The 26,632-nt window shown below is 47.1% G+C and carries 14 protein-coding genes; 6 read left to right on the top strand and 8 right to left on the bottom strand.

What is annotated here, in order from left to right:
* Positions 1 to 81 precede the first annotated feature (81 nt).
* From galK to U0033_RS25035, 3 genes are all read right to left on the bottom strand, one after another.
* Positions 82 to 1,248: a galactokinase gene (galK, locus tag U0033_RS25045; RefSeq protein WP_072360370.1), complete on the bottom strand. Its 1,167-nt coding sequence runs from the start codon at positions 1,246 to 1,248 to the stop codon at positions 82 to 84.
* A gap of 31 nt (positions 1,249 to 1,279) precedes the next feature.
* Positions 1,280 to 2,344: a glycoside hydrolase 5 family protein gene (locus U0033_RS25040; protein ID WP_083571512.1), complete on the bottom strand. Its 1,065-nt coding sequence runs from the start codon at positions 2,342 to 2,344 to the stop codon at positions 1,280 to 1,282.
* A 242-nt stretch (positions 2,345 to 2,586) separates the two neighbouring features.
* A complete protein-coding gene (locus U0033_RS25035; protein WP_072360367.1) occupies positions 2,587 to 3,609 on the bottom strand; it encodes a LacI family DNA-binding transcriptional regulator in 1,023 nt (340 codons plus the stop codon).
* Positions 3,610 to 3,818: 209 nt separating this feature from the next.
* Between U0033_RS25035 and U0033_RS25030 the strand changes: the two genes are divergently transcribed.
* Both U0033_RS25030 and U0033_RS25025 read left to right on the top strand, forming a co-directional pair.
* Positions 3,819 to 4,937: an acyltransferase family protein gene (locus tag U0033_RS25030; protein ID WP_072360365.1), complete on the top strand. Its 1,119-nt coding sequence runs from the start codon at positions 3,819 to 3,821 to the stop codon at positions 4,935 to 4,937.
* A 97-nt stretch (positions 4,938 to 5,034) separates the two neighbouring features.
* The gene (locus tag U0033_RS25025) at positions 5,035 to 5,820 is read left to right on the top strand and encodes an SDR family oxidoreductase (RefSeq protein ID WP_072360363.1); all 786 of its coding nucleotides are present in this window, start codon (positions 5,035 to 5,037) and stop codon (positions 5,818 to 5,820) included.
* Between the two features lie 207 nt (positions 5,821 to 6,027).
* Here the strand turns inward: U0033_RS25025 and U0033_RS25020 are convergent, their stop codons facing one another.
* The 4 genes from U0033_RS25020 to U0033_RS25005 all read right to left on the bottom strand — a co-directional run bounded on the left by U0033_RS25020 (position 6,028) and on the right by U0033_RS25005 (position 14,405).
* Positions 6,028 to 7,458 (bottom strand): SusD/RagB family nutrient-binding outer membrane lipoprotein, encoded by a 1,431-nt coding sequence (locus U0033_RS25020; protein WP_072360362.1) that lies wholly within the window; start codon positions 7,456 to 7,458, stop codon positions 6,028 to 6,030.
* Positions 7,459 to 7,481: 23 nt separating this feature from the next.
* The gene (locus U0033_RS25015) at positions 7,482 to 10,673 is read right to left on the bottom strand and encodes a SusC/RagA family TonB-linked outer membrane protein (protein ID WP_072360872.1); all 3,192 of its coding nucleotides are present in this window, start codon (positions 10,671 to 10,673) and stop codon (positions 7,482 to 7,484) included.
* A gap of 379 nt (positions 10,674 to 11,052) precedes the next feature.
* Positions 11,053 to 11,847 (bottom strand): N-acetylmuramoyl-L-alanine amidase, encoded by a 795-nt coding sequence (locus U0033_RS25010; protein ID WP_072360360.1) that lies wholly within the window; start codon positions 11,845 to 11,847, stop codon positions 11,053 to 11,055.
* A 269-nt stretch (positions 11,848 to 12,116) separates the two neighbouring features.
* Positions 12,117 to 14,405: a GH92 family glycosyl hydrolase gene (locus U0033_RS25005; RefSeq protein WP_072360358.1), complete on the bottom strand. Its 2,289-nt coding sequence runs from the start codon at positions 14,403 to 14,405 to the stop codon at positions 12,117 to 12,119.
* A 253-nt stretch (positions 14,406 to 14,658) separates the two neighbouring features.
* Between U0033_RS25005 and U0033_RS25000 the strand changes: the two genes are divergently transcribed.
* Positions 14,659 to 16,227, top strand: coding sequence for a S41 family peptidase (locus U0033_RS25000; protein WP_072360356.1), 1,569 nt, complete (start codon positions 14,659 to 14,661; stop codon positions 16,225 to 16,227).
* A 121-nt stretch (positions 16,228 to 16,348) separates the two neighbouring features.
* Here the strand turns inward: U0033_RS25000 and U0033_RS24995 are convergent, their stop codons facing one another.
* The gene (locus U0033_RS24995; protein WP_072360354.1) at positions 16,349 to 17,245 is read right to left on the bottom strand and encodes an aldo/keto reductase; all 897 of its coding nucleotides are present in this window, start codon (positions 17,243 to 17,245) and stop codon (positions 16,349 to 16,351) included.
* Positions 17,246 to 17,340: 95 nt separating this feature from the next.
* Here U0033_RS24995 and U0033_RS24990 point away from each other — a divergent pair, with 95 nt between their 5' ends.
* The 3 genes from U0033_RS24990 to U0033_RS24980 all read left to right on the top strand — a co-directional run bounded on the left by U0033_RS24990 (position 17,341) and on the right by U0033_RS24980 (position 26,612).
* Entirely contained in the window at positions 17,341 to 17,997 is a 657-nt protein-coding gene (locus tag U0033_RS24990; protein ID WP_072360352.1) for a GIY-YIG nuclease family protein, read from the top strand.
* A 116-nt stretch (positions 17,998 to 18,113) separates the two neighbouring features.
* Entirely contained in the window at positions 18,114 to 18,914 is an 801-nt protein-coding gene (locus U0033_RS24985) for a DUF6515 family protein (protein WP_072360350.1), read from the top strand.
* 723 nt (positions 18,915 to 19,637) lie between these two features.
* Positions 19,638 to 26,612: a type I polyketide synthase gene (locus U0033_RS24980; protein WP_245801760.1), complete on the top strand. Its 6,975-nt coding sequence runs from the start codon at positions 19,638 to 19,640 to the stop codon at positions 26,610 to 26,612.
* Positions 26,613 to 26,632 lie beyond the last annotated feature (20 nt).

Here is a 26,632-nt window from a genome sequence, read left to right as displayed (position 1 = left end):
GATATCTGGGATTGGATCGAAAGTAACAGGAAAAATACTGCGTATTACTGTTGATCCAAACCCAGACAGAATGGTATATTTTTAATTATTCACCAGATTGTTCACAGTACGGCAACCATCTTCAATGCTGGTCACGTATGCTTTCAATGTAGTATTGAACTGTTGTTTGTAACCGGCAGCAGCTCTTTCCAGCAGGGCTGGAACAGCCGTTTTCTTCACGATGTTGATGGTACAGCCGCCAAAGCCGCCACCCATCATACGTGCACCCAGTACACCATTTTCACCGGCAGCAAATTCTGCCAGCCAGTTCAGTTCAGGGCAGCTTACATTATACAGCTTATCGAGGCCTTCGTGTGTAGCAAATACCTTTTTACCAAATGATGTAAGGTCGTCATTCTGCAGGTCAATACAGGCATCCTGTAAACGCTGAATTTCTTCCACTACATAGCGGCAACGGTTATATACGGTTGCATTCTTACCTTTTACGTAGGCATCCAGCATATCCATACTTACATCGCGCAGGCTGTTCACATGTGGATGGTGTACCTTTACCCAGGCTACACCCTGCTCACATTCAGCACGGCGGGTATTATATTCGGAGCTTGCCAGGGAGTGCTTCACCTGTGTATCCAGCAGAACGAGGTTGACATCGTCAAAGTTGAATGGGATGTATTCGTATTCAAGAGAGCCGCAATCCAGTTTAATCAGCTGCTGTTTCTTACCGAACATGCTGGCAAACTGGTCCATGATACCACAACGAACACCTACGAACTGGTTTTCGGCAGCCTGTGACAGGAGCGCCATTTCTTTGCGGCCCAGGCCAAGGCTGAACAGTTCGTTCAGACCAAATACGGTAGCACATTCAAGTGCTGCGGAGGATGAGAGGCCGGCGCCCAGGGGAACATTACCGCAAAATGCACATTCAAACCCGCCGATGATATGACCTCCCTGCTGCAATTGCTGCACAACGCCCAGCAGATAATCAGGCCAATGCTGTTTCGTACGTTCCAGTTTATCCAACGACCCGGTGTAAGAATCATTTACATCCAGTGCATGCATCACAATTTTGTTGTCGTTGCGCTTGATAATGGCGAGGTAGATAGCTTTGTCAATAGCGGCAGGTAATACGAATCCATTGTTGTAATCCGTATGTTCTCCAATGAGATTAATGCGTCCTGCAGCTCTTACCATAATTGGTTCCTGATCAAAATGCTGCTGGCAATAAGCGTTAAGTTTAGCTTGCTCCACGTTCTAATTTTTTAATCGAAGTTTATTGATCCTAGTTTTTCCCTGTCAGAGATTTGATCACCGTGATCTCTTCTGTGCTGTAAGGCGTTCCGTCTTGTCTGAAGATGTCGTGGAACCAAACTTTAGGTTCTGCTCCGTCAGGCATAGGTGTATCCCAGGCATAAATAGTGTTGGTCTTTCCGGATACGAGACCCCAGTTGTAAGCAGCTACATTTTCCTTTTTCAGGAGCGGCATAATGGTCGCGAAGAAGCTGTTACGGGCACGGGCCATGTATTCAGTGCAGATCAGGGGACGACCATACTTGCGCAGGGTGTCGATTACTTCCTGGTGTTCCTTTTCGTCAGCATAGTTGTGATAGGTGATCACATCAGAGTTGTTCAGCTGGTATTCGTTCAGCTTTGTGAGACTTTTATTCCATACACCTGAGCTGATAGGCTGTGCTGTATTAGCTTCTCTGCCCCAGGTGAATACTAATTTTAATAATGGCAGGCTCTTCTCACCATAGTCTGAGTTGCCTGGTTCGTTATAGAGATCCCACAGGAAAATACGTTTGTCTTTCCTGAAAGTGCTCATTACATCCACTACATATTTATGCAGGGTATCGTTCAGCTGTGTTGAACTCTCTCTGCGGATACCCGGATCCTGTAACCATCCGGAATTGTGGATCCCTGGTTTTGGTGCTGGCTGTGTACCAATTGCATAAGTTTTATTCCAGCAGTCGTCAAAGAGTACGAAGATGGTAGAAATACCGTAGCGGTCAGCAATACTGAGGTAAGTATTCATACGGCCTTTGAATCCTTTTGGATCCTGCTCCCAGGCAGCATGATGCAGGAATACGCGCATGGAATTCAGACCAATAGAAGCAGCATAACCAAGCTCACGGCTGATGGTAGCAGTGTCGAAAGAAGCTGCCTGCCACATTTCCAGCTGGTTGATAGCAGTACTGGGAATAAAGTTGGCACCACGTTGCCACGCATGTGATTGATACCATTTCTGAGCTTGTTTTTTGGACCACTGCGGTCTTGGCTGTGCTTGTGCAACAACGGCCATCGTTGCAATCAGCAGTGCAGCAAGTAATGAAACTTTTACTTTCATGCTTTTCAGTTTTTTGTGGAGCAGTATAGATTGTGGGAAATAATAATGAAGCTTATTAGATCTTGTTTTCTATAGCCATGGAATTTTATAACGTTTAAAAATGTGGAATCACGACATAAAAATATGAGATTTACGTAAACGATTACAATAAATTTTACAAAAGGCAAAAGATTCTACGTAATAAGTTGTAAATGAATGAATTATTTTTTCGTAATCGTTTACGTTGAAGGGCCTTTTTCTTTTTATCTCCGCATTGACGACTGCCTGTATACAGGAACCGGGTCCAATACAACCCTTGACTTTACCAGCGTACCCTCCTCTCCCTCATTAATCATCTCCATCAGCAGTTTAAAAGCCTCTTTCCCCATCTGCACCGTCTGCTGATCTATACTTGACAAACTCGGCGTAATATGCTCATCAAATGACTCATTCGCAAACCCTACCACCCCAAAGGCTTCCGGCATATCGATCCCCCTGTCTTTCAACTCCTTCACCACTCCCAGGGCCGTAAAATCCTCCACCGCAAATACCGCATCCGGCGGCTGTGGCAGCCCCAGGAAATGGGCAATCGCCTGCCTACCCGCCTCAATCGAAACGTTCCCCTGGTAGATCAGGTCCGGTTCCACCGGTAGCCCATATGCTGCCAGGGCAGATTTATAGCCCTCCAGGCGATCCTTAAAGATCTTCAGGTGTTGCTGCCCCGTAATATGGGCAATACGCTTGTATCCCTGACGGATCAGGTGCTCCGTAGCATAATAAGCCCCCTTGAAGTCATCGACCACCACCGAAGGAATATTCAGGCTATCGTTCGCACGGTCAAAAAAGACCAGCGGCACTCCCCGCTCCTTGATCTCGAGGTAGTGACTAAAGTCTAAAGTCTCCTTGGCAATAGACGCCAGGATACCATCTACCCGGGTACTCAGAAAGGTTTCTATCCCCTTCTGCTCATACTCCGGCTGTTCGTTAGACTGATAGATCAATACATTATAACCATGCTGGTTGGCCATGCTCTCAATACCGTGGATCACAGAGCCAAAAAAGTTGATTTCCGCACTTGGAATGATGACTCCAATAATATTGGTCCTGCCGGAGCGCAGTGACCACGCGATCCTGTCTCTCCGGTAGTTCATCCTTTCCGCCACTTCCTGCACCATCTTCCGGGTTTCCTCACTGGTACCCTTGCGGTTATTCAAGGCCCTCGACACAGTGGCGCCCGTCAGGTTCAACTCCCTGGCTATGTCTGCTATAGTAACTTTGTGATTCAATAAAGGCTGTGTTTACTACTAAAGTATAAAATGATTATTTAATACAGCAAAAATAATGGAGGACGGCAAATCTGGCACTTGATTTTAATCACACCGGCCACAGACCAGGTTTCAAATCTTCCTCCACAGCAGCCATAGGCAGCCCACAGAGAAGATTATTGTAATAAGTCAATGCTTGCATTATATTTATACCAATACAATCCTTACCAATGCAAGCAGCAAATCAACGCTTTCTGCCACTGGACGTATTCCGTGGCCTCACCATCTGCTTTATGATCATTGTGAACACTCCCGGTACCAATGATATATTTGCACCACTGGAACACGCCGCCTGGCATGGCTTCACACCCACCGACCTGGTGTTTCCGTCATTCCTCTTCGCCGTGGGCAATGCCATGAGCTTTAGCATGCGCAAGTACTACGACCTGGATAACGCCACTGTACTCTCGAAAATATTCAAAAGAACCCTCCTCATCTTCCTCCTGGGTTTCATCATGTACTGGCTCCCTTTTGTTCATCACACCGACGACGGTAGCCTGGCTTTCAATTCAATCAGCAATACCCGCATCATGGGGGTACTGCAAAGAATTGCCCTCTGCTACTGCTTCGCTTCCCTCATGATCCGGTTCCTGCCCCAGAAAGCAGTATGGATCATCAGCGGATTATTACTGGTCGGCTACTGGATCATTATGCGCTTCGCTGGCGATGCGGCTGATCCGTATGGGTTCTCTACCAATGCCGCCGTTCATTTCGATAAGTTAATTCTTGGTGAAAATCACATGTACCACGATAAAGGCACCATCTCCGAACCCGAAGGATTACTCAGTACACTGCCCGCAATTGTGAATGTAGTCATCGGTTATTATGCCGGCCTCTATATCCAGAAACGCAGGCCCAATACGCTTAGTACCCTCATCAGGGTAGGTTGCTTCTTTATCATCCTGGCTACATTCTGGAATACAAATTTCCCAATTAATAAAAAGTTATGGACCAGTACCTTCGTGTTGCTCACCGCCGGATTGGACCTCCTGATCCTGACCTTGCTTTTGTATATCATAGACGTACAAGAGAAAACAGCATGGACCGGGTTCTTCACCACCTTCGGGAAAAATCCTTTATTCCTTTATCTTTTGTCCGAAGTGATGGTTATATTCCTGTTTTTCTTTACTATTGGGAACGAATCAGTATATGCCTGGATCAACAACCACTTTTTCCAGCCATTAGCCCCGGGCAAAGCAGGCTCTCTCCTCTTTGCAATCACATACATGCTGTTTTGCTGGTGTGTGGGTAAATTCCTGGATAAAAAACGTATATACGTTCGTGTATAAGAAAGGTGGTATAGTATATTGCCTTATCTTAGCTTCCTGAAAAACCCAACGTGTCTTGTTTTGCTTTGTTTTGAGAAACTGTTAGTCATGAAATAGTATGGAATTATCGTTAAAGGGAAAAACCGCCCTGATCTGTGGCGCCACACAGGGTATTGGATTAGCCACAGCCAAAGAACTGGCCGCTTTAGGAGCAGAATGTATCTTAATGGCCAGAAACGAGGATGCCCTGAAAGAAATTATACCTACGCTCGAAGCAGAACATTTCCAGGAGCATAGTTATCTTGTCGCCGACTTCAGGCACCCCAAAGAGGTGGAAGAAGCTATCAGGACAGTCGCAGACAAACAAACAATTCACATCCTGATCAATAATACAGGAGGTCCTGCTGCAGGCCCGATCGTAGAAGCTGAAGTACAGGATTTCATCGACGCTTTTAATCAGCACCTGGTGAATAATCACATTCTTGCACAAGCCGTGCTCACTGGTATGATCGGAGCTGGTTATGGCAGGATCATCAACGTAATCTCTACCTCCGTAAAAGCACCGCTCAAAAACCTGGGCGTGTCCAATACCATCCGCCTTTCCGTTGCAGCATGGGCCAAGACCATGGCGACAGAACTGGCACAGTATGGCGTGACTGTCAATAACGTATTGCCAGGTTCCACCAACACAAGCCGCCTGCAATCCCTGATAAAGACGAGCGCTAAAAAGCGGAACGTGGAAAGACAGGTGATAGAACAGGAAATGCTAAGTGAAATACCAATGAAACGATTCGGAGATGCAAAAGAAATTGCAGCCACAATTGCATTTCTTGCTACACCTGCCGCAGGCTACATCACAGGTACGAGTATCCCTGTTGACGGTGGTAAATCTCCGACCTTCTAAGTGCTTGTACAAAAAAGCCCCGGCAAACGTCGGGGCCCGATTCATCACTTTTTACTATTACAAATTGAACAAGTGTGTATCTGATTGTGCAAAAATCCCTTATCTGAAAGCATAATTATAAGCGGAAAAGGAATTTTATTTACGCAAAGGGGAAAAACAAAAAGGGGGGCAGTCTGAGACTGCCCCCCTTTTTTATGTGATCAACATTTATCTTACATCAAACCACAAGCGGGTGACCAGCTGATCGGCTCCCTGGTGCGCCACAGCCGCCTTGTAATTCGCTCCGTTCAGCGCCTGCTCTGCAGAAGGATAAGTTAAGCGCAAAGGAATCTTTCCACCCAACACGCCTCTATAAGCGGGTGCCAGTACCGGGTAATCCAGCCTTCTCCACTCAGCAAATCCTTCCAGCCCTTCTCCAAACAGTGCCAGCCACTTCTGCTCACCAATAGATTTCCTGTAATTCGTAGCATCGTAAGCTACTGATGCCTGTGCCAGGTAAGTAGCCACATCAGCATCACTCACATTATATTGTTTCAGCGAAGCAGTAATTGCCTGATTGTACAGATCTGCTGCATCTCCGCTCAGTAAACCTCTCTGTGCGGCTTCCGCCTTGATGAACAGTAACTCAGCGTAGTTAAAAATCACGCCTGGTGCTGTTGAAGCAGTGAATACAGCACCTACATCCGAAGTCTTGTTCAACCCAAGTTTGTTAGCAGAATCCGTAGCCAGGCCATTGGTCACACCCAGTATCACATTTGTCTCTTTAGGAAACGCTGCATATATATTCAGACGGGGATCATTGTAGGAACGCAGTAAATCTACCACCGTCTTACTGATACGGTAATCATTCCGTGTCTCCCTGTTTTTTCCCACCGGGTTCTGGTTAGGAGATGCCAGGTATACCAGCTGTGCAGCCTCGCTGTTCGCAGCAATCAAAGCACTGTTGTCAGCACCAATTTCGTCGAACACGGCTTTCGCTGCATCAAACTCCTGGTCCGCTATCCTCAGCGCGATGCGCAGCCGCAGGGAGTTCGCAAACTTCTTCCATTTAGTCATATTACCACTATACAACACATCTCCACTAATGGCATCACCACTGGTATTGATCAGGCCTGCTGCTGTTTTCAGCTCTGCCAGCAATCCCAGGTAGATATCACGCTGGTTATCGTATTTTGGTGTCAGGTATTTTTCAATGTTCGCTGTCTGCGTATAAGGCACATCGCCATACAGGTCAGTCAGCACCTGGAAAATCCAGGAACGCATGATGATACCAACGGCTTTGTAGTTCGGGTTGTGCAATGTATCGCCCAACTGGATCAGGGTAGTGAAATCCTCTACACCCTGTGCATAAAAGTTATTCCACACGGTCTGGATATTGGTAGATGCAGGAATATATCTATCCGGGTCCGTGTACTGGATCTTGGCCCAGTACTGCACATACAGCAGGCTTGTTTCCATCGCAGCATCAGTGCCCCAGTAAGTATCCACGTTCATTTTGATCCCATTGGTGAGCAGGTAATCCGGCTGTGCGGATTCGGCTTCGTTCGGATTTTTGTTAATCCTTTCCAGCTCCTTGGAGCAGGATGTGAGCACAAGCGCAATACCAGCTACCCACAGTATATATTTGAATAATTTCATGATCTGATTTTTTGAAGGTTCAATTAGAAGGATACTTTCAGGTTCACACCTATGCTACGCGTAGTTGGGATCTGTAAGGTTTCCAGCCCCTGTCCGTTACCTGTATTGAAAGCCGTTTCCGGATCAATATTTGGCACCTTTTTATCGATGTAGAATAAGTTACGTGCTGTCACGGTCAGATTCACACCCTGTAAACCCCATCTGTGTGTTAATGTTGCCGGCAATGCATAACCAACTCTCACCTCTCTCAGCTTGATAAAACTGGCACTGTACACACTGCTCTCATTGAGAGAACTGTTATATACCGCTTTGTAATAGCTTTCTGCACCCAGGATGGTTTCGTTCTTTTTACCGTCAGCAGTTACGCCGTCAAAGATGAGACCATCATGATGTACGGTTTCTCCATTTGGCGCAGCCGCATTGTGGTTTTCCAGGCGAACTGCCGTCTTCGGATCACTGGCTGCATAGTAATAAGGAATACCACCATGCTCCTCGTCCCTGCCTGGCATAGTCTGCGCCAGTACACCTGTATAATTACCAGTGTAGTTAGTACCGGACCAGATCTGACCACCCTGGCGGGTATCAATCAGGAATCCAAGAGAGAAGCCTTTGAAAGAGAAATTATTGTTGATACTACCCGTCCATTTTGGGGTATAGTAACCTAGTATTTTCTTGTCGGCGGCTACAACCGGTGCACCATTGGCTACAACGATCTCGCCCTTTTCATTACGCTGGTAAGCTTTACCATACAGGGCGCCGTAACGCTGACCTTTGGTAGCCAGTACCTGCATGTTGCCGGAAGTACCCAGCACATAATTGTTCAGGAAACCTTCTTCGTCGAGCGCTATTACTTTAGAGATATTCTTTGCGTAGTTGATATTTACATCCCAGCGGAAACCGGAAGGAGTGGTGATTGGTGTACCTCCCAGCATCACTTCCACACCATGGTTGTTGATCTCACCAGTGTTCAGGATCTTTTTCAGCTCACCGGTACTCGCACTTACGTCTGCCGGCAGGATCTGGTTGTAACCGGTAGAAGAATAATAAGTCACATCAGCATGGATACGATCTTTCAGGAAACCTGCTTCCACACCGATTTCTGTAGCATGTGTAATTTCAGGTTTCAGGTTCTTTACCAGGTAGATATCACTCACAGTCAGCATTGGTGCACTACCGAATGGCTGGCTGAATGGATAAGTATTGATCAGCTGATAAGGATCGGTATCCTTACCTACCATTGCCCAGCCACCTCTTACTTTCAGGTTTGTCAGCACCTTGCTTTGAATATGCAGCGCATCCGTCAGTACCACGCTGGCATTCACAGATGGATAGAAGTAAGAGTTATTGCCGCTAGACAGTGTAGAAGACCAGTCATTACGTGCGGTCGCATTCAGGAATGCCCAGTTTTTGTAGGACAATGTTGCAGAAGCAAAACCACTGTATACTTTCAGGCGGGTCAATACATTTGTTGAGATCAGCGCATCGCGGGAGTTATTCAATGTATATACATCTTTCACTGCCAGTCTCGGTGCCTGCTGATAGTTATTCTCATATTGGTTAGTACGGATGTTACCACCTACCAGACCATCTATGGTAAAGTTGCTGTTCAGCTTTTTATTTGCATTCAGGGTGAATTCTCCGTTGGTTTCGGTCACCACATAACTGTCTTCAGTATAAGAACCGTAAGGTGTACCATTTGTATAGTAAGCGATCTTGTACTTACGTTTATCGTTATACGTATCGGTACCTATGCGGAAATTGGCAGAGAGCCAGTCAGTGACAGCATAGCTCAGGCGGGCATTTCCAAAGAAACGGTTACGCGCCTGACCCACTGTATTTTCATACTGGATCCAGTATGGATTGCTATAGTAGCTATGGTTCCAGTTGAAGTCAGTACCATCTGCATTTTTATAGTTCCTGAGCAAACGGGTATCTACCTGGCGACCAAACCAGGTGAACTGTAATGGCACGCTGTTCGCACGTTTTCCATCAATACCAGGCAGGTTGTCTGCACCGGCTTTTACGTAGTTAGCATAAGTACTCAATGTGAGCTTATCTGTCAGGTGGAAAGTGGTATTCACTGCAAATGAATTGCGGGTGATACCCGTGTTGGGCATGATACCAGTCTGTTTGGTATTATTGAAAGAGAAACGATAATCTACTTTTTCGTTGCTACCGCTTACTGAAACACCATTGTTCAGGGTATAACCGGTTTGATAGAAATCCTTCACGTTGTCTGGATGCGCTACGAAAGGCACTGCCACCCCATTGGAAAAGAACTGTGGGATCAGGCGGCCATCCATTTTCGGACCCCAGCTTTCATCATCACCATCATTGATTCCACCTCCTTTACCATCTACATAGGAGAACTGGCCAGCGGAACCCTGTCCATAGCTGTTCTGATATTTAGGTAGTACCAGCAGGTTATCGAAAGTAGCGCTGCTGTTTAACGTTACGCCATAACCTTTGATACCTTTACCCGTTTTGGTTTTAATGACGAGTACGCCTGCAGAAGCACGGGAACCGTACAACGCAGCAGCGTTCGGTCCTTTCAGTACGTTGAGTGATTCAATATCATCTGAGTTCAGATCGGCAATAGCGTTTGCAAAGTCACGGCCTGTACCTACACCCAGCTGCCTATTATCCAATGGAATACCATCTACAATAAATAAAGGTTGGTTATAACCACCGATGGAGCTTTCTCCTCTCACCACGATACGGGAAGAACCCATACTACCCTGGCTGCTCGTTACGGTTACACCGGCAATCTTGCCAGTCAGTGCGTTCACCACGTTTGACTCGCGGGCTTCGGCAATATCTTTGGTTTTTAGTTCCTGTACGGCATAACCCAGGGAACGCTTTTCACGGCTGATGCCGAGGGCTGTTACCACTACTTCCTGGAGTTTGCTTTCATTATTTTCCAGGGCCACGTTCAGGGTATGGCCGGCGCCAACGACCTGCTCAACAGTAGCGAAACCAATAAAGGAGATGCGGAGCGTATCTTTTGGTGATACGGTGATCGAATACTTACCGTCCGCATCAGTTTGTGTACCATGGCTGCTGCCTTTTACAGTGACAATAGCACCGGGAATAGGTGTAGCATCAGTACGGGATGTGACCACCCCTGTAATCCGGGTATCCTGCGCCTGCCCCCATTGAAATGTGAGGAGGAGAGCCAGTATCATACCGGCGATTTTGAGTAGTTGGTTGTGCATTATATCAGATTTCGGGTAATTAATGACCATGGCAACGCCAGGCCGGTTCTGGACCAGCAATTGACATGACTCACAATTGCGTTGATTTAATTATGATGAGTAGGAATATTCTACTACTTATACAGACATTAAGCGGCGATTGTTAAATACAGGGTAAAATTAAGAAGGATTTTATTATCCTACAAGTATTATAGACTAAGTTGTTAATATTTTTGTAAGATTTGACACTTTAGAGGGATTACGGGCTTCCTAAAAGCGGGAATTCCCCAAGGGAGCATGCAGTCTTGTTTTAAGGCAAAGGGCATCACCTTTCCTGGCTATAGCAGCCGATATAAAGAAAAATAAACAGGAACAGCTACTGATGACCGTTTCCAGGTCTTTATTCACTTTTTTGCATGAGATTATAGAGGATCTTCTTCTCTCCTTCATCCAGTTTAATGCCGGTTAATGAGTCTGCCGGAACAAAATGCCTTTTAAATGCAATAATTGCGGCGCTGGTATCCTTTACATCATAGCCAAAGAGGCGCAGTGCCTGTTTTGTATTGAAATCTGCCGGCAGGGTCACATGGGTGGTATCGTACCAGAGGCCAAAGCCTTTTTCGGCCAGTTGCTGCCAGGGGAAATACCGGTTGGGGTCATTTTTGCGGGCAGGAGCAATATCGCCATGGCCGATAAAGTTCGCCGCAGGAATATTATACCGGTGTTTCAGGGTGTCCAGTAAAACCATCAGGCTATTGATCTGCCGGGGCTGAAAGGGCATATATCCATTGTTATCCAGTTCAATACCAATGGAACAGGAGTTCATATCCGTCACATTGCCCCATTTAGACAGGCCGGCATGCCATGCCCGGAGGTAATCGTTGAGCATTTGTACCACGGTACCATCTTTACAGATCACATAGTGGGCGCTTACATTGGTACGGGTCAGGGTAAAAGTTCTGAAGGTACTGTCGCAGGTGCCCTGGGCTGTATGGTGAATGATCACGTAATTGGGCTTACGCATGTTGAAATTGGTAGTACCAATCCATTGCCCGCCAGGTTCTGCGCGCAGGGTACGGGCATAAGATGTAGCCTGCTTGCGGTACACCTTATTGGTAGTACTGTAGGGGGCATGTGCGCAGCTGAATAAGATAGCCGGTAGGGCTAAGCAGAGTAATAGTCTGACCTGTTTCATAGCTAACAAACATACAATTTAAATACCACGTTCTCCTATTCTGATGAGGTTCCGACGATAGCCCGAACCTTATGCTAATACATCTCTAAAAGTATACTTATAGAGTGCTAGTATATCACCTCTATATCCTTGGGATAATGAAGTGATATACTAGTGATATAGAGGTGCCGTATTTGTGATGAGTTGGCATAAAAGCTTCACTATAGCCTTATACTAAAAAAGCCCCCTCTTTCGAGGGGGCTTGCTATCTGTAATGATATTATTTTAACTTATTTAACTTCCTGGGTCATAGAATAAGGCACATCCTTATCAGAGATGCCCCTGCTCTTATTGGGAGTAGCATCCATATCGAAGTCGATAGTTGCACCTTTCATCAAAGCATTGTAATCCAGCCAGTTATTAGTCAGGTTCTCACCATTGAAGGTAGCGGACCTGATATAACGGTTTTCATCACTGTTCCTTGGCGCGTTGATCACGATCTCCTTACCATTTTCCAGTTTTACAGTTGCTTTCTTAAACAGCGGCGCACCTACTACATACTGTGGCGCACCAGGTGTAACCGGGTAGAAGCCCAGTGCACTGAATACATACCAGGCAGAAGTCTGACCATTATCCTCATCACCGCAGTAACCATCAGGGGTAGCTGAGTACAGGCGGTTCATCACCTCCCTGAGCCAGTACTGGGATTTCCATGGGGTACCTGCATAGTTATACAGGTAAATCATGTGCTGGATAGGCTGGTTACCGTGTGCATACTGACCAAAGTTCATGATCTGCATTTCGCGGATTTCATGAATGGTGCTACCATAGTAGCTATCGTCGAATACCGGAGGCATAGAGAATACGGAATCCAGCATCTTTACAAAGGTTTCCTTACCACCCATCAGGTTGATCAGGCCCTGTACGTCGTGGAATACAGACCAGCTATAGTGCCAGCTGTTACCCTCGGTGAATGCATCTCCCCATTTGGTAGGGTTGAAAGGAGTCTGGAATTTACCATTCTCATTCTTACCACGCATTAATTTGCTTTCAGCATCAAATACATTGCGGTAGTTACGTGCCTGCTTTGCAAAACGCTCGATTTCCGCCTTTGGACGGTTCAGGGCTACTGCCAGTTTCCAGATAGTCCAGTCATCATAACAGTATTCCAGTGTACGGGCAGTGTTCTCATTGATTTTTACATCATAAGGCACATAACCCAGTTTATTGTAGTATTTCACCCCTCTGCGTCCTACCGATTCCAGCGGACCTTCATTGTTGGAGTTCTTGATGATCGCTTCGTAGGCAGTATTGATGTCGAAACCTCTTACTCCTTTCAGGTAAGCATCTGCAATCAGGGAAGCAGAGTTGGAACCGATCATACAACCGCGGTGACCAGGGCTCGCCCATTCAGGCAACCAGCCACTTTCCTTGTAAGCGTTCACCATACCTTCCATGATGTGGGCGTTCATAGAAGGATACATCATGTTAAAGAAGGGGAACTGGGCACGGAAAGTATCCCAGAAACCATTGTCGGTGAACATATAGCCTGGCAGTACCTGGCCATTATAAGGGCTGTAGTGCACCACTGCACCTTTTGCGTCGTATTCATAGAATTTACGCGGGAACAGCATGGAGCGGTACAGGCAGGAATAGAAAGTACGGGTCTGGTCAGATGTACCACCTTCTACCTTGATACGGCTCATTTCTGTATTCCAGGCGGCTTTTGCCTTGTCTCTGATCGCCTCGAAAGTGCTGCTGCCAATTTCCTGGTTCAGGTTCAACTGCGCCTGTTCAGGGCTGATGAAGGAAGAAGCCACTTTCACGTTTACCTGCTCACCTTTTACGGTAGCGAAGCCGATTACGGCACCTACGTGGTTATCCTTTGCTTCTTCAACACCTTTGGTCAGGTTACCATTTTTGAAGGTAGCGACATAAGTGAAAGGCTTGTCGAAGGTGAGGACGAAGTAGTTTTTGAAATTAGCCGGTACACCGCCACTGTTCTTGGTAGTATAACCAACGATCTTGTGCTCTGCAGGCAATACCTTAATGTAAGAACCTTTGTCCAGCGCATCGATCACTACGAAAGCACTGTCTTCCTTACCATAGGTAAAACGGATAGCGGCAGCTCTCTCAGTCGGAGTGATTTCTGTGGTCACGTTGTGATCCGCCAGGTATACACTATAATAATAAGGCTTGGCTACTTCCGCTTTGTGCGAAAACCAGCTGGCTCTGTCATCTTCCTTGAATTTAACGGATTTTGTCACCGGCATGATGGCAAACTGGCCGTAATCGTTGATCCATGGGCTGGGCTGGTGGGTTTGTTTGAAACCACGCAGTTTGTCCGAATGATAGGTGTACGCCCATCCGTCGCCCATTTTGCCGGTCTGCGGCATCCAGAAATTCATACCCCATGGGCAGGCAATAGCCGGATAGGTATTACCAGTGGACAAGGAACCCTTTGAATCGGTTCCCATAAGTGGATTGACCCATTCCACCGGGTCGGAGACGCTGTTCACAGTCTGGGCCTTTGCAAAACAGGATGCCAGCAAAAGGGCCGGAATGATGAGTTTTTTCATGTTGAGAGTGTCTGGAATTTTAGCATGATAAAGGACGTAAAAATAAGTTTTCGCGGGATAAAATACGCTTTATTTTATAAATGGAAGAATAGCTGTACTGGCGAGTAGAGATCGGCTAAATTGTTTTAGCTTTTAATGTGACTTTTCGGCAGCATATTAACTTTTCCTTAAAAAGTAAACTTTAAACCAGCGGGGCAGTCCAATACAGTCGTATTGTATAAGTATCAATTGATTTGAAAATCCATCCTATCTCATGAATAAAAGATTTACGCTGGCCGTACTGATCACAGGAACAATGTGCGCAGGATTTTTTTCTGCCTGTAAAAAAGAAAGTAAAGCCGGGAGCACAACTACCACGACTACCGGCACCGCCACCTCCGACGAGGATTCATTAAAATACCTGATGTATAATACCATGCAGGTGAGCTATGTAGATGGTGGCAGAAGCACGACTACCAGTCTGCCTACCTATTATTGGTATTCCAATGTACCTACCCTGAACCCGCTGAGCAGTACTTATGCCAATGCCGATTCCCTGCTGGAAAGGATGAAAGCATATGCTGTAGGCAGTGGTTCTACTGTACTGGACAGGTATAGTTTCCTGGACAGAACAGGGTCTTTATCATCTTCCCTGCAGGATGGGGTGTCCGGATCACTGAAAAAAGTAGCCGCGACTTCTGGTGATTATGGGATGGAAGTGACTTATGTATACGCTGATGCTACCAGGACGACCACCTACCTGTACGTACTCTATGTGGATAAGAACTCCCCTGCGGGTCAGGCCGGGTTACAGCGGGGCGACAGGATCACGGCGATCAATGGCGATACTAATATTTCCTATGACGGAAGTTCCGGCAGCAATTATACCAAGGTGCTGAATGCCCTGTATTATTCTACATCAGTGACCCTGAAGGTGATCAAATCAGGTACAAGTTCTACTTCGGCCTCTTATGATCTGGCTACGGCTACTTATAATATCAATCCTGTACTCTTTGATACGACTTATACCATCAATGGGGCTAAAGTGGGTTATTTTGTGTTCTACACTTTCACCAGCACTTATACCAGCAAAGGGGTGGCTTCACCTACCAAGACAGCACTGGATGCCCTCTTTGCCAAATTTAAGGCGGCGGGTATCACGAACCTGATCGTGGACCTTCGGTATAATGGAGGTGGTTCCGTAACGACGGCAGAATACCTGGACAGTGCCATTGCACCGGCCAGCGCTGCAGGCAAGACCATGTATTATTACCTGTACAATGATAAGCTGACGGCTAACCTGGACCGGGTAGGGCTCGAAGCAAGTGTGAACTTCCCGTCTGCTACGGGTGGACTGGCACTGGATCATGTGTTCTTCATTACATCCGGCAATACAGCATCTGCCAGTGAGATGACACTCAACAACCTGAAACCGTATATGAATGTGCAACTGGTAGGCACGACCACTTATGGTAAACCTTGTGGTTTTATCACCTTTACCCTATCTGACTATGATAGTACCGGTAAAGAGCAATACCTGGCTGATTTGTATGCGATTAACTTCGCTACTGAAAATGCGGGCCATACAGGCGGGTATTATTCAGGGATTTCTCCGACTGATTCTGCGGCGGATTATATCAGTGCGCCATGGGGTAGTTTAACAAAGGACGAGAACCTGTATGACATTAATTATTACCTGACGAATGGAGTGTATCCTACGAAAACGAGTGCGAGACTTGCCGCGGGTGGTAATGCGGGGATGCTGCGGATGTCAGCTACGCCAATGAATACAAAGAAATTTAGTGGGATGGTGGATTACAGGTTAGGGAAGAAATTGAAATAATTTTTAAAAAGAGCTTGTCTCAAAAGTGAAGATTCCCGGATTTTTCACGGAGATACCTGGGGAGAGAATTTTTAATAAAATTCTCAGTGCCTTCAAATCACTTTTGAGACAGGTTCTTTTTTTACCTGTGCTGATCGTAGAAACTGGGTTGGATGGCCTGTTGCAATGCATTGATCTCCTGTGGTGTCAATGCTGCGGAGGTGAACACACCAGCCGCTTCTTCCAGCTGATTCTGGGTTCTGATACCCACTACAGCCGCGGCAATAGCCGGCTGGTGCAGTACAAAGCGCAGGGCGGTCTGGGCCAGTGTACGACCCTTCCCGGAAATATTTGCTATGGCCAGTGCTGCTTTTGCCACAGCGGCCGCATCGTAATTCAGGTAAGACTCCGGGTGCTTGCCGGCCAGCAGTCCTTTGGCAACTCCTCCCCTGGCTAAGACCCCGATATTATTTGATTTTAATAATTCCAGGCAACTCTCTTCCGGTCTGCGGTCCAGCAGGCTGTATTGCATCATTACGCTCACGATGTTGGACCGTTTGATATATTCCCTGATCACGTTCGGGCGAATAGAAGAAATACCGTAATAACGGATCTTCCCTGCCTGCTGTAATTGCTCAAAAGCCGCAATGGTCTCATCAATAGGGTCTTCCATCATGCCGCCATGCAGCTGGTACAGGTCAATGTAGTCTGTACCCAGGCGACGCAGGCTCTCATCTACTGACCTGAGGATGTATTCTTTGGACGGATTCCAATCCCAGCTGCTTTTATCCGCTTTCCACTGGTTACCCACCTTGGTAGCAATCACGGCCTTATCCCGTTTCCCTTTCAGCGCCAGGCCCAGTTGAACTTCATTATCCCCATGGTTATAGAGATCTGCGGTGTCAAAGAAGTTGATCCCCTTTTCCAGCGCACGGTGCACCAGGAAAGTGTTCTCTAAGGCGTTCTCTCCCAGCGACATGCATCCAAACGCGATTTCGCTGATCTGAAGGTCCGATTTACCCAGGGTGTTATATTTCATCCTACTAAATTAAAGGCCCCTGCAAAAAAATAGCACCATTATTAAAAAAAATTCTACATTTTGCAGATAGAACCTCGGATTGTCATTCTGTCACTATGGAACAAGTCCTCATTGGTAAGTGTGTTTATATAATCAATACAGGGAAAAACCTTTACAAGATTGGGAAAACCCATGACCTGCAAAAAAGGCTTTCTTCCTATCATACTCACCTGCCCGTTATGTTCCGTGTAATCCGCCAATATCCTGCTGCTAATATGGATGACCTTGAAGAATGTCTGCATGTTATTTTTCAGCATAAAAGGGTAAAAGGTGAATGGTTCGAACTCCAGCCCTCCGACCTCATTATTTGTGACAATGTAGCCCGCAATTACGCACTTAGCCGTATACATAAACAAGCCAAACAATATGGACAGATCCGCTACAGCGAAGATCCCTTATTGCAGGTAATGGAAGCCAACGAAAAATACCTGCAGGATTATAGCCGTGTAGCACAGGACATTGATCTGGGCCTGAGTACGGACGAAGTATTTGAACTCCACGAAGGCACTGTACCTAAAGCGGTTATAGAAACAGTACGCCGCCTGCTGAAATATCGTACCCCCAATTCGGCATTCCTGAGCAAATGGTTGCCGGTTGTTAACGAACTGAGCAAGGGTAGCACGGAAATTGCTATACTTAATAAGTATAAGGGACAAATAAGCCGCAACACGATCCAGATGATCAAAAGGATCCTGCGCAATCAGCTGTTTTAATGCTTTTTTAAGCGGGATTTAAGCCCTTCGGATTTACCTTCACAAAAAATGTTAAAGCGTGTTTAAACGTTAAACTTAGCGTATCCAAATCGATCTAATATTTAAATTCAGGCAAAATGAAGACCAGGTTATACCTGTTGCTTACCCTTATAGCCCTGGTAAGTGTGGCAACAATGGATAGTGCATATGCACAAAGAGGACATGGCGGTGGCCGTGTATCATTTGGAGGTGGTGGCCGCGTGGCTTTTAGTGGTGGTGGTCGTGTAGCGTTTGGCGGCGGTGGGGGCAGAATTGCTGTTGGTGTAGGTACCAGGATTGGCGGTCCCCGCTTTTATGCAGGTGGTGGTTATTACCGCTCTCCTTATCATTATTATCCCCGTCCATATTATCGCCCATATCGTTATTACGGTATGCCTATTGGTTTCGTGGTGAATGTACTGCCTTATGGCTTCCTTTCTTTTAACACTACATGGGGGCCTTATTACTACGCTGATGGATACTTCTATCAGCCATATGCAAGTGAAGGTACAACGCATGAACAATACAAGGTAGTAGATCCTCCAATAGGAGTGGTGATACCTGTTTTACCCAATGGGGTAAATACCGTGGTGATTGACGGGAATACTTACTACGAAAAAAACGGTACTTACTACCAGGAGATTCTACAGGATAAACAAGTAAAATATGTGGTAGTTGGTAAAAACGGACAATTGGATACGGGTAAAGCACAGGACGAACAACCGGCACCGGCACCTGATCCGGAAGTGCTCGAACAACTACCAAATGGTAGCAGAGGAGTAGAGATTAATGGTCAGCAATTATACGTTTCTCCCGATGGTATGTATTACCAGGAAGTCACTAACACAGACAATTCCAGAGGATATAAGCTCGTTGGAAAAATGTCTGCAGATTACTAAGTATCAGTTTATGATTTTACGCAGGTGGCATGGGTTTCCGTGCCACCTGTTTGTTTTAGCAGCACGCCGTTCTTTACTCAATTAAGTATGTTTGATAAACATTAATTTCCTGTTACGAACCAATATTTCATCGCTAAGCCCTATATTTTTTTAAGGAAATTTCATTAGCTTTAAGATAACATTGAGGGTGTTGTACTGACACTTAACCATGGAGACATCTCAGAATAACCAGATTACCTACAAATATCTTTAAAGTCTATGAAAACCACCACCCGAACTCAGTATGAAACCCGGCAGGGGTATGCAAAATCAATTGTATTGTTGCATCAGCCTGTCTGTAAACGGAAGTTTAATTAAGCCCCCTGGCTTTATTAATAACCGTGTCAGGATAGCCATTACCGGAATCGATTTTTTACCAGGAATTGTCATATGAAAGCTGCAAGACGAGGGTCTCTTACAGCCATTTAACCTTCTGCAGCAGGAGAACTTAGTTCATGTGAGATCCAGGCCCGTTTAGCCTTTAATAAGTCTGCGTTATGAAAAAAATCCAGTTCGTGAAAACAGGATGGACATGCTATGTCCAGACGTCAGCATAGCAGCTCCAGGGCGTAATAGCTATATTAAAATAATCAGGAACGCGGTGTAGCATTACTATGATCAATCGCTGATCGTAGTCCGGTATAGGCATGCCCGTTATCCAACTCAAAATAACCTAGTATGAATATGTCTACAATTATCGGGATCACCCCGTTCGAAAGCCCTGACGTCCACCTGGCCCTCTCTTTGGCGCAAGCGAAAGCCTTTCCTGTGCTTCACTTAGGACGTAACAGACACATTGCGGAACAGGCGTTGTCTGAGCTGGCGCAACAACAGCCACAACCATTCGGGGTATGCATCATGCATGCTACCATTTCAGATCTTTCCCTTCCTGAACAGGTTACGCTGGTAATAGCACCCTATGGAATGAAATTAAAACTGCCAAAGCGCGTTCAACTATTTTACCAGGTACATAGCCTTGCTGAAGCGAGGCTGGCAAAGAAAGAGAAAGCTGATGCCATCATCCTCAAAGGAAATGAAAGTGGAGGTAAAACGGGTGATGAATCATCTTACATCCTTTTTCAACAGGTAGTAAAAACAATGCCCGATGCTCAAATATATGTACAGGGAGGCATCGGCATTCACACTACAGCAGCCCTTATAGCCACCGGCGCAGCAGGTGTGGTACTGGACAGTCAACTGGTACTCTTCCCTGAATGTACTGCCCCTAAATCATTAAAAAACGTATGCGAGAAACTCAATGGTAATGAAACCCGTATCATTGATCACTACCGTGTGCTGGTACGCCCCAATTCCCCGGAGCTGCCGGAGCACGCAACCATGGCTGAACTGGAGCCCTTGCTAGGTGGCCTGGACCTGGATAAGGCTTATTTGCCGCTGGGTCAGGACATTGCTATTTCAACCGATCTCGTAAAGCGATATAAGAAATTAGGCAGATTGATCACCGGTATGCACCACGCTATCAGTGGGCATATCAGGCAGGCACAAACGCAGCCTGTCATTAGTCCGAATAATGCACTGGCGAAGGCACTGAATATTACCTATCCCATTGCACAGGGGCCTATGACACGTGTGAGCGACGTACCCGCTTTTGCTGCGGCGGTAGCCCATGCAGGTGCACTACCATTCGTAGCCCTGTCTTTATTGAAAGGCGATTCAGCACGTAACCTGATCCGCGAAACCAAACAACTTGCGGGTGACAAAACCTGGGGTGTGGGTATACTGGGTTTTGCACCGCAGGAGCTGAGAGATGAGCAGACTGCTTACATACTGGAGGAAAAACCGCCATTTGTGCTCATAGCCGGTGGCCGCCCCTCCCAGGCCAAAGCGCTGGAGCAGCAGGGTATCCAGTCTTTCCTGCATGTACCCTCAGCTTCCCTGCTGGATATGTTTATTAAAGAAGGGGCCAGGAAATTTGTGTTTGAAGGCCGCGAATGCGGAGGACATGTTGGCCCCCTGTCCAGCTTTGTGCTTTGGGAGAAACAGATTGACAGGTTATTGCAGGAAGAAAGTGCCGGGCAATTCAGTATATTCTTTGCCGGTGGTATTCATGATGCATTGTCCACAGCGTTTATTGGTGTGATGGCAGCCCCCCTCGCAACAAAAGGTGCAAAGGTGGGCGTACTGATGGGTACTGCGTATATCTATACAGAAGAAGCTGTAGCAACAGGCGCTATCCTGCAGCAATTCCAGGATCAGGCCATTGCTCATAATCATACTGTATTGCTGGAAACTGCGCCGGGTCATGAAACCCGCTGTCTTCACTCCCCTTTTGCCGATTATTTTAATAAGGAAAAAGAGCAGCTGACGGCTGCCAATGTGGATAAAAAAGAGATCTGGGCGCAACTGGAATCGCTGAACGTGGGCCGCCTGCGCATAGCCGCAAAAGGTGTGGACAGGACTGCTGAAGGACTGGTAAAAATAACCGCGAAACAACAGCTGAGTGAAGGGATGTATATGATCGGCCAGGTAGCCGCCATGCGCCATGAAACGGTGACCATGCATGCGCTGCATGAAGATGTAGCTGCCATGAACCAGGCCATCATTGATAAAGCGGTGTTGCCGGCTCCATTGTCTTTTGACCAGAAAGCACTGGATGTAGCGATCATTGGGATGGCTTGTATCTACCCGGGTTCAAAGAACATCGATGAGTTCTGGGCGAATATATTGAATGGGGTAGACTGTGTGACAGAAGTACCGGATGATCGCTGGAACAAGGAATTGTATTTTGATAATAACTCGAATGATGGTGAGATGTCTCCCTCCAAGTGGGGTGGTTTTATTCCACGCATTGACTTCGATCCAATGGTGTTTGGTATTCCGCCACAGTCACTGGCAGCAATAGATCCTACCCAGCTGCTGGCATTGCTGGTAGCAAAGCAGGCACTGGATAATGCCGGGTATGGCAGCAAGGAATATAACGGGGAAGATGTATCAGTGATCATTGGCGCGGAAGGAGGCACTGACCTGGCGAATAGTTATGGATTCAGATCTACTTACAGGCAGTACCTGGGCGAGATGCCGGAAGAACTGAAAGCAGTGTTGCCAAAGATGACGGAAGATAGTTTTCCGGGGGTACTGGCGAACGTTATTTCCGGTCGTATTACGAACAGGCTGGACCTGGGAGGTCGTAACTATACGGTGGATGCGGCGTGTGCATCTTCGCTGGCTGCAATTGACCTGGCTTGCCAGGAGCTGGTATTGGGTAAGTCAGAAATGGTGCTCGCTGGTGCTGCGGACCTCCATAATGGGATTAATGATTACCTGATGTTCAGCAGTACACATGCCTTGTCTAAAAAAGGTCGCTGTGCAACTTTTGACAGTGAGGCCGATGGGATTGCATTGGGTGAAGGTGTGGCGATGATCGTGCTGAAAAGATTAGCAGATGCGAAAAGAGATGGCGATAAAATATATGCGGTGATAAAAGGTGTGGGAGGCAGTAGTGACGGAAAGAGCCTGGGGTTGACAGCACCCCGCAAAGCCGGACAGGTAAAGGCTTTGGAACGTGCATATGAGATGAGTGGTATCTCGCCTGCCAATGTAGGTTTGGTGGAAGCACATGGTACCGGTACGGTAGTAGGTGATAAGACGGAGATCAGCGCGATCTCTGATATGCTGATACAAAATGGAGCAGTGATCGGGCAGACCTACCTGGGGTCTGTAAAGACGCAGATCGGGCATACCAAGTGTGCGGCAGGCCTGGCTGGATTGATCAAAGCAGCCTTGTCAGTGTATCATGGCATCAAGCCACCGACCTTGCACATGAAGACACCGAATAGTTTTTATAATCCGGCCAATAGCCCGTTCCTGTTTAATGCAGAAGCTGGATTGTGGCTGGATGATAAGCGGACAGCGGGGATCAGTGCATTTGGTTTTGGCGGTACGAACTTTCATGCGGTGATAGAAAATGACGCGGGTGTACAGGATAACCGCACCGCAATGAAGGCATGGCCGGCGGAACTATTTGTATTCAGAGGTAATAGTGAGCCGCTGCTGAAAGCGGTAAGCAGCATACTCCAAAACAATGACAGTATATCGCTGAAGGATCTGGCTTATAGCCTGGCGGTGTATAGCCAGGAGCCGGTGACCTTATCTATTGTGGCGACAGGCAGGGAGGACCTGATGATGAAAGTAGATCTGGCATTGGCGGGCGCTACCTCAAAGGATATTTATGTAACGGCGCCGGTAGAAGGTAAGCTGGCATTCCTGTTCCCCGGGCAGGGTAGTCAGCGGATCAATATGGCGAGAGAGTTGTTTGTGGCTTTCCCTGTGATGCGCCAGTTATTGAAACAACACCCTGCCTATGAGAAAGTGTTGTTTCCACCGGCGGTGTTTAATAGCGAGGCGAGCCAGTTGCAAAAAGACCAGATCAAAGATACACGGGTAGCACAACCGGTGTTGGGGATTGTGGACCTGGCCATGGCGCAGTTCCTGCAATCATTGGGTATTGTACCTGATATGGTGGCAGGGCATAGTTATGGCGAATTGCCGGCATTGTGCTTTGCGGGGGCGTTTGCACCAGCGCAGTTGGTGCCACTGAGTGAGTTGCGTGCGAAGGCCATATTAGGAGGCGTTGTTGCTGCTGATAAAGGTGTGATGGTCGCAGTGAGTTGTACGGAAGATGTGTTGAAACCATTTGTAGGTGCTGAATCCGGGGTGTATCCTGTGAATCATAATTCTCCAACACAATGGGCTTTGGCTGGTAAGACGGCTGATATGGAGGTGCTCATGGTTCGGCTGAAAGAAGCGAAGATCACTTACAAACAGATGGAAGTAGCCTGTGCGTTTCATAGCCCGGTGATAGCAGGTGCGAAAGCCTTGTATGCAGCCGCGATCAAGGATGTGGAGTTTGCTTCATTATCCATTCCGGTATGGTCAAATACAACGGCGCAGTTGTATCCTACACAACCTGCGGAGATCAGGGAACGACTGGCAGCGCATATTGTACAACCGGTATTGTTTGCAGAAGAAGTAGAGCAGATGTATGCAGCAGGGGCACGGGTGTTTATTGAGGCAGGTCCGGGTAAGGTGTTGAGTAACCTGGCGAAAGCGACACTGGGCAAGGAAACGCTGATTTTACATACAGAAGATAAGACTCCGAATGCAATTACGCATTTGTTGAATACCCTGGCGAAATATATCAGTACGGGCAGAGCTATTCGCCTGGAGAAGTTATTTGACGGCAGAGATCCCCAGGTATTGGATCTGGATAATCCGGCGCAGTATAAAAAGAGTGCTACGGTGTGGCTGGTGAATGGTCATATGGCAGTGCCAACCGTGGGTAAATTGCCTGCGCATGGGGCTATGCCGGTGTTGCAGCCATTGAAGTTGAATATAGGAACTGCACCGGTAGTTGTAGCACCGTCCGGGAATGCGGAGCACATGGTACAGGAATATCTGAACAGTGTGAAATTGTTAGTGCAGGCACAGAGAGATGTGATCCTGGGGTACCTGGGGCATACACCAGCGGTTTCTTATGCTGCACCTGTGGCAAATGCCGGGTTAGTGCCGGCTCCTGGTGCGGCTGCGCATCAAGCTCCGGTTCCTGTTCCTGTGGCAGCACCAGCGTACACTCCTGCGCCTGCGAAGAAAGACACCAAACGCATCCTCATCGAAGTAGTCAGTGAAAAAACTGGTTATCCACATGAAATGCTCGGTCTTGAAATGGACCTGGAAGCTGATCTGAGCATTGACTCTATCAAGCGGATGGAAATCATTGGTGAGCTCCGTACCCAGATGGGTGGCTTTGCAGCAAGTGGTAAATCAGACGAGGCGGTTGTAGAACAACTGGCAGGGATCAAAACACTGAATGGTTTGTTACAGTGGATTGCTGAAAATGTAGATGCACAGGCACTAACGGATACAGGAGGTGTATCGCTGCAGCATGCAATTCCAGCAGCAACCGCGCAGGCATCTGCCGCATTATCAGAAAATGAAATTAAAAATATCCTCCTGCTCACTGTCAGTGAAAAAACCGGTTATCCCGCTGATATGCTGGGTATGGACCTGGACCTGGAAGCTGATCTCAGTATTGATTCTATCAAGCGAATGGAAATATTGGGTGAATTGAGAATACGGATTGGCAGCTTCTCTCAGCATGGAGAGGATAAGACAGAAGCACTGGCAGGGATTAAGACATTGAATGGATTACTGCGCTGGATGGCGGATAATGCGGGCGCTAAGGCAGTCCAGGAAACCGCTGGTACTATCCCGGTGTACCATACAGCGAATGCCATGGCGGCAGCTACAGCAGCAAGTCTGTCAAGGTTGTGCTTTTCTCTGACACCTTCTTCTTTTGCGCAACAGGCTGTAACTCTTAAAGACGCACTATTTGCTATTATGGATGATGGTAGTGCATTACCGGTTACTTTACAAAGTTTGCTGCTGGAAAAAGGTGCGCGGGCAAATATTATAAAAGGGAATGAACCTTTAGATGATTATGATGGCCTTATTATTCCCGACCTCCTCACAGCCCCCGGCAGACCTGGTATCCTGGCTGCATTTGACACCATCAAAAAACTCAATCCTGATAAAGCAAAATGGGTCTATGCCATCTCTGGTGTACTGAATGGTGATGCCAAAGACCTGCGCAGTGTACAGGGTTATCCCGGCTTCCTGAAAAGCCTGGACAAGGAATGGGAGACTACCAAATGCCGTAGCATTACGCTCACCGGGCAGTTCCCCGCTGATCGCATCCCGGGCATGATCATAGACGAGATCCTGCATCCTGATGAACCGGCAGAAGTGATCTATCATAACGGTAACAGGCATACTTACAACCTGATTCCTTCACAGTTACCAGCCGGTGATACTTCGCAATTGCAATTGGATAAGAACAGTGTGGTACTGGTGCTAGGCGGAGCACAGGGTATTACTGCCGAACTGATGATCCGCTTTGCGAAAGACTATCCTTGTAATTACATACTGGTAGGCCGATCCGCCGATCCACGCAATACGGTTTCATCACAATATGCATCTTTAACCAGTAAAGATGCGATCAAGCAACAACTGATAGCCGAAGGACAATTTACTAAACCTGCAGAGATCGAAAAGAGAGCGGCAGAGATCCACAAGGCGAACCAGATCTTACAGACCATACAAGCGCTCGAAAAGAATGGAGCGCTCGTCACCTACCGTTCACTTGACCTCCGCAATGAACAGGCGCTCAGTCAGCTCATCACACAGGTATACAAGGATTATGGCTGCATTGACGGTGTTGTACATGGTGCGGGTTTGCTGGAGGATAAACTCTTCCAGCAAAAGACTTCTGAATCCTTTGAACGTGTGTACACGACCAAGGTAACACCACTCAGGATACTGGCGGAGCAGCTTCGCCCGGATGTACAGTTTGTCATCTTCTTCTCCAGCGTCGCATCTGCTTATGGTAACCGTGGTCAAACTGACTATGCAGCGGCCAATAGTGTAATGGACCGCTATGCATGGGAGTTGCGCAATACCATCAAAGGCAAGGTAACTGCTATCAACTGGGGTCCGTGGAAAGGTACCGGCATGGTATCGCCGGCGCTGGAAAGGGAATATGAACGCAGGGGCATTGCGCTTATTCCCCTGCAGGAAGGCATGGAGCTCTTTGTAAATGAGCTGAAATATGGCAATGAAAGCCAGGTACTGATCATGGCTTAACCTTTTAAATCGTCCGCAGA

Source organism: Chitinophaga sancti (genome assembly GCF_034424315.1).
In the GTDB taxonomy this organism is placed as follows: Bacteria; Bacteroidota; Bacteroidia; order Chitinophagales; family Chitinophagaceae; genus Chitinophaga; species Chitinophaga sancti.
The sequence above is the reverse complement of the archived record's forward strand: the minus strand, read 5'-3'. Positions and strand labels throughout refer to the sequence as shown.

What these genes read in the sequence shown, in the direction of transcription:
- U0033_RS24995 (WP_072360354.1), bottom strand. Translation starts at nt 17,245, where the DNA reads ATGAAATATAACACCCTGGGTAAATCGGACCTTCAGATCAGCGAAATC.
- U0033_RS25015 (WP_072360872.1), bottom strand. Translation starts at nt 10,673, where the DNA reads ATGCACAACCAACTACTCAAAATCGCCGGTATGATACTGGCTCTCCTC.
- U0033_RS25030 (WP_072360365.1), top strand. Translation starts at nt 3,819, where the DNA reads ATGCAAGCAGCAAATCAACGCTTTCTGCCACTGGACGTATTCCGTGGC.
- U0033_RS25005 (WP_072360358.1), bottom strand. Translation starts at nt 14,405, where the DNA reads ATGAAAAAACTCATCATTCCGGCCCTTTTGCTGGCATCCTGTTTTGCA.
- U0033_RS25000 (WP_072360356.1), top strand. Translation starts at nt 14,659, where the DNA reads ATGAATAAAAGATTTACGCTGGCCGTACTGATCACAGGAACAATGTGC.
- U0033_RS24980 (WP_245801760.1), top strand. Translation starts at nt 19,638, where the DNA reads ATGTCTACAATTATCGGGATCACCCCGTTCGAAAGCCCTGACGTCCAC.
- U0033_RS25010 (WP_072360360.1), bottom strand. Translation starts at nt 11,847, where the DNA reads ATGAAACAGGTCAGACTATTACTCTGCTTAGCCCTACCGGCTATCTTA.
- U0033_RS24985 (WP_072360350.1), top strand. Translation starts at nt 18,114, where the DNA reads ATGAAGACCAGGTTATACCTGTTGCTTACCCTTATAGCCCTGGTAAGT.
- U0033_RS25025 (WP_072360363.1), top strand. Translation starts at nt 5,035, where the DNA reads ATGGAATTATCGTTAAAGGGAAAAACCGCCCTGATCTGTGGCGCCACA.
- U0033_RS25020 (WP_072360362.1), bottom strand. Translation starts at nt 7,458, where the DNA reads ATGAAATTATTCAAATATATACTGTGGGTAGCTGGTATTGCGCTTGTG.
- U0033_RS24990 (WP_072360352.1), top strand. Translation starts at nt 17,341, where the DNA reads ATGGAACAAGTCCTCATTGGTAAGTGTGTTTATATAATCAATACAGGG.
- U0033_RS25040 (WP_083571512.1), bottom strand. Translation starts at nt 2,344, where the DNA reads ATGAAAGTAAAAGTTTCATTACTTGCTGCACTGCTGATTGCAACGATG.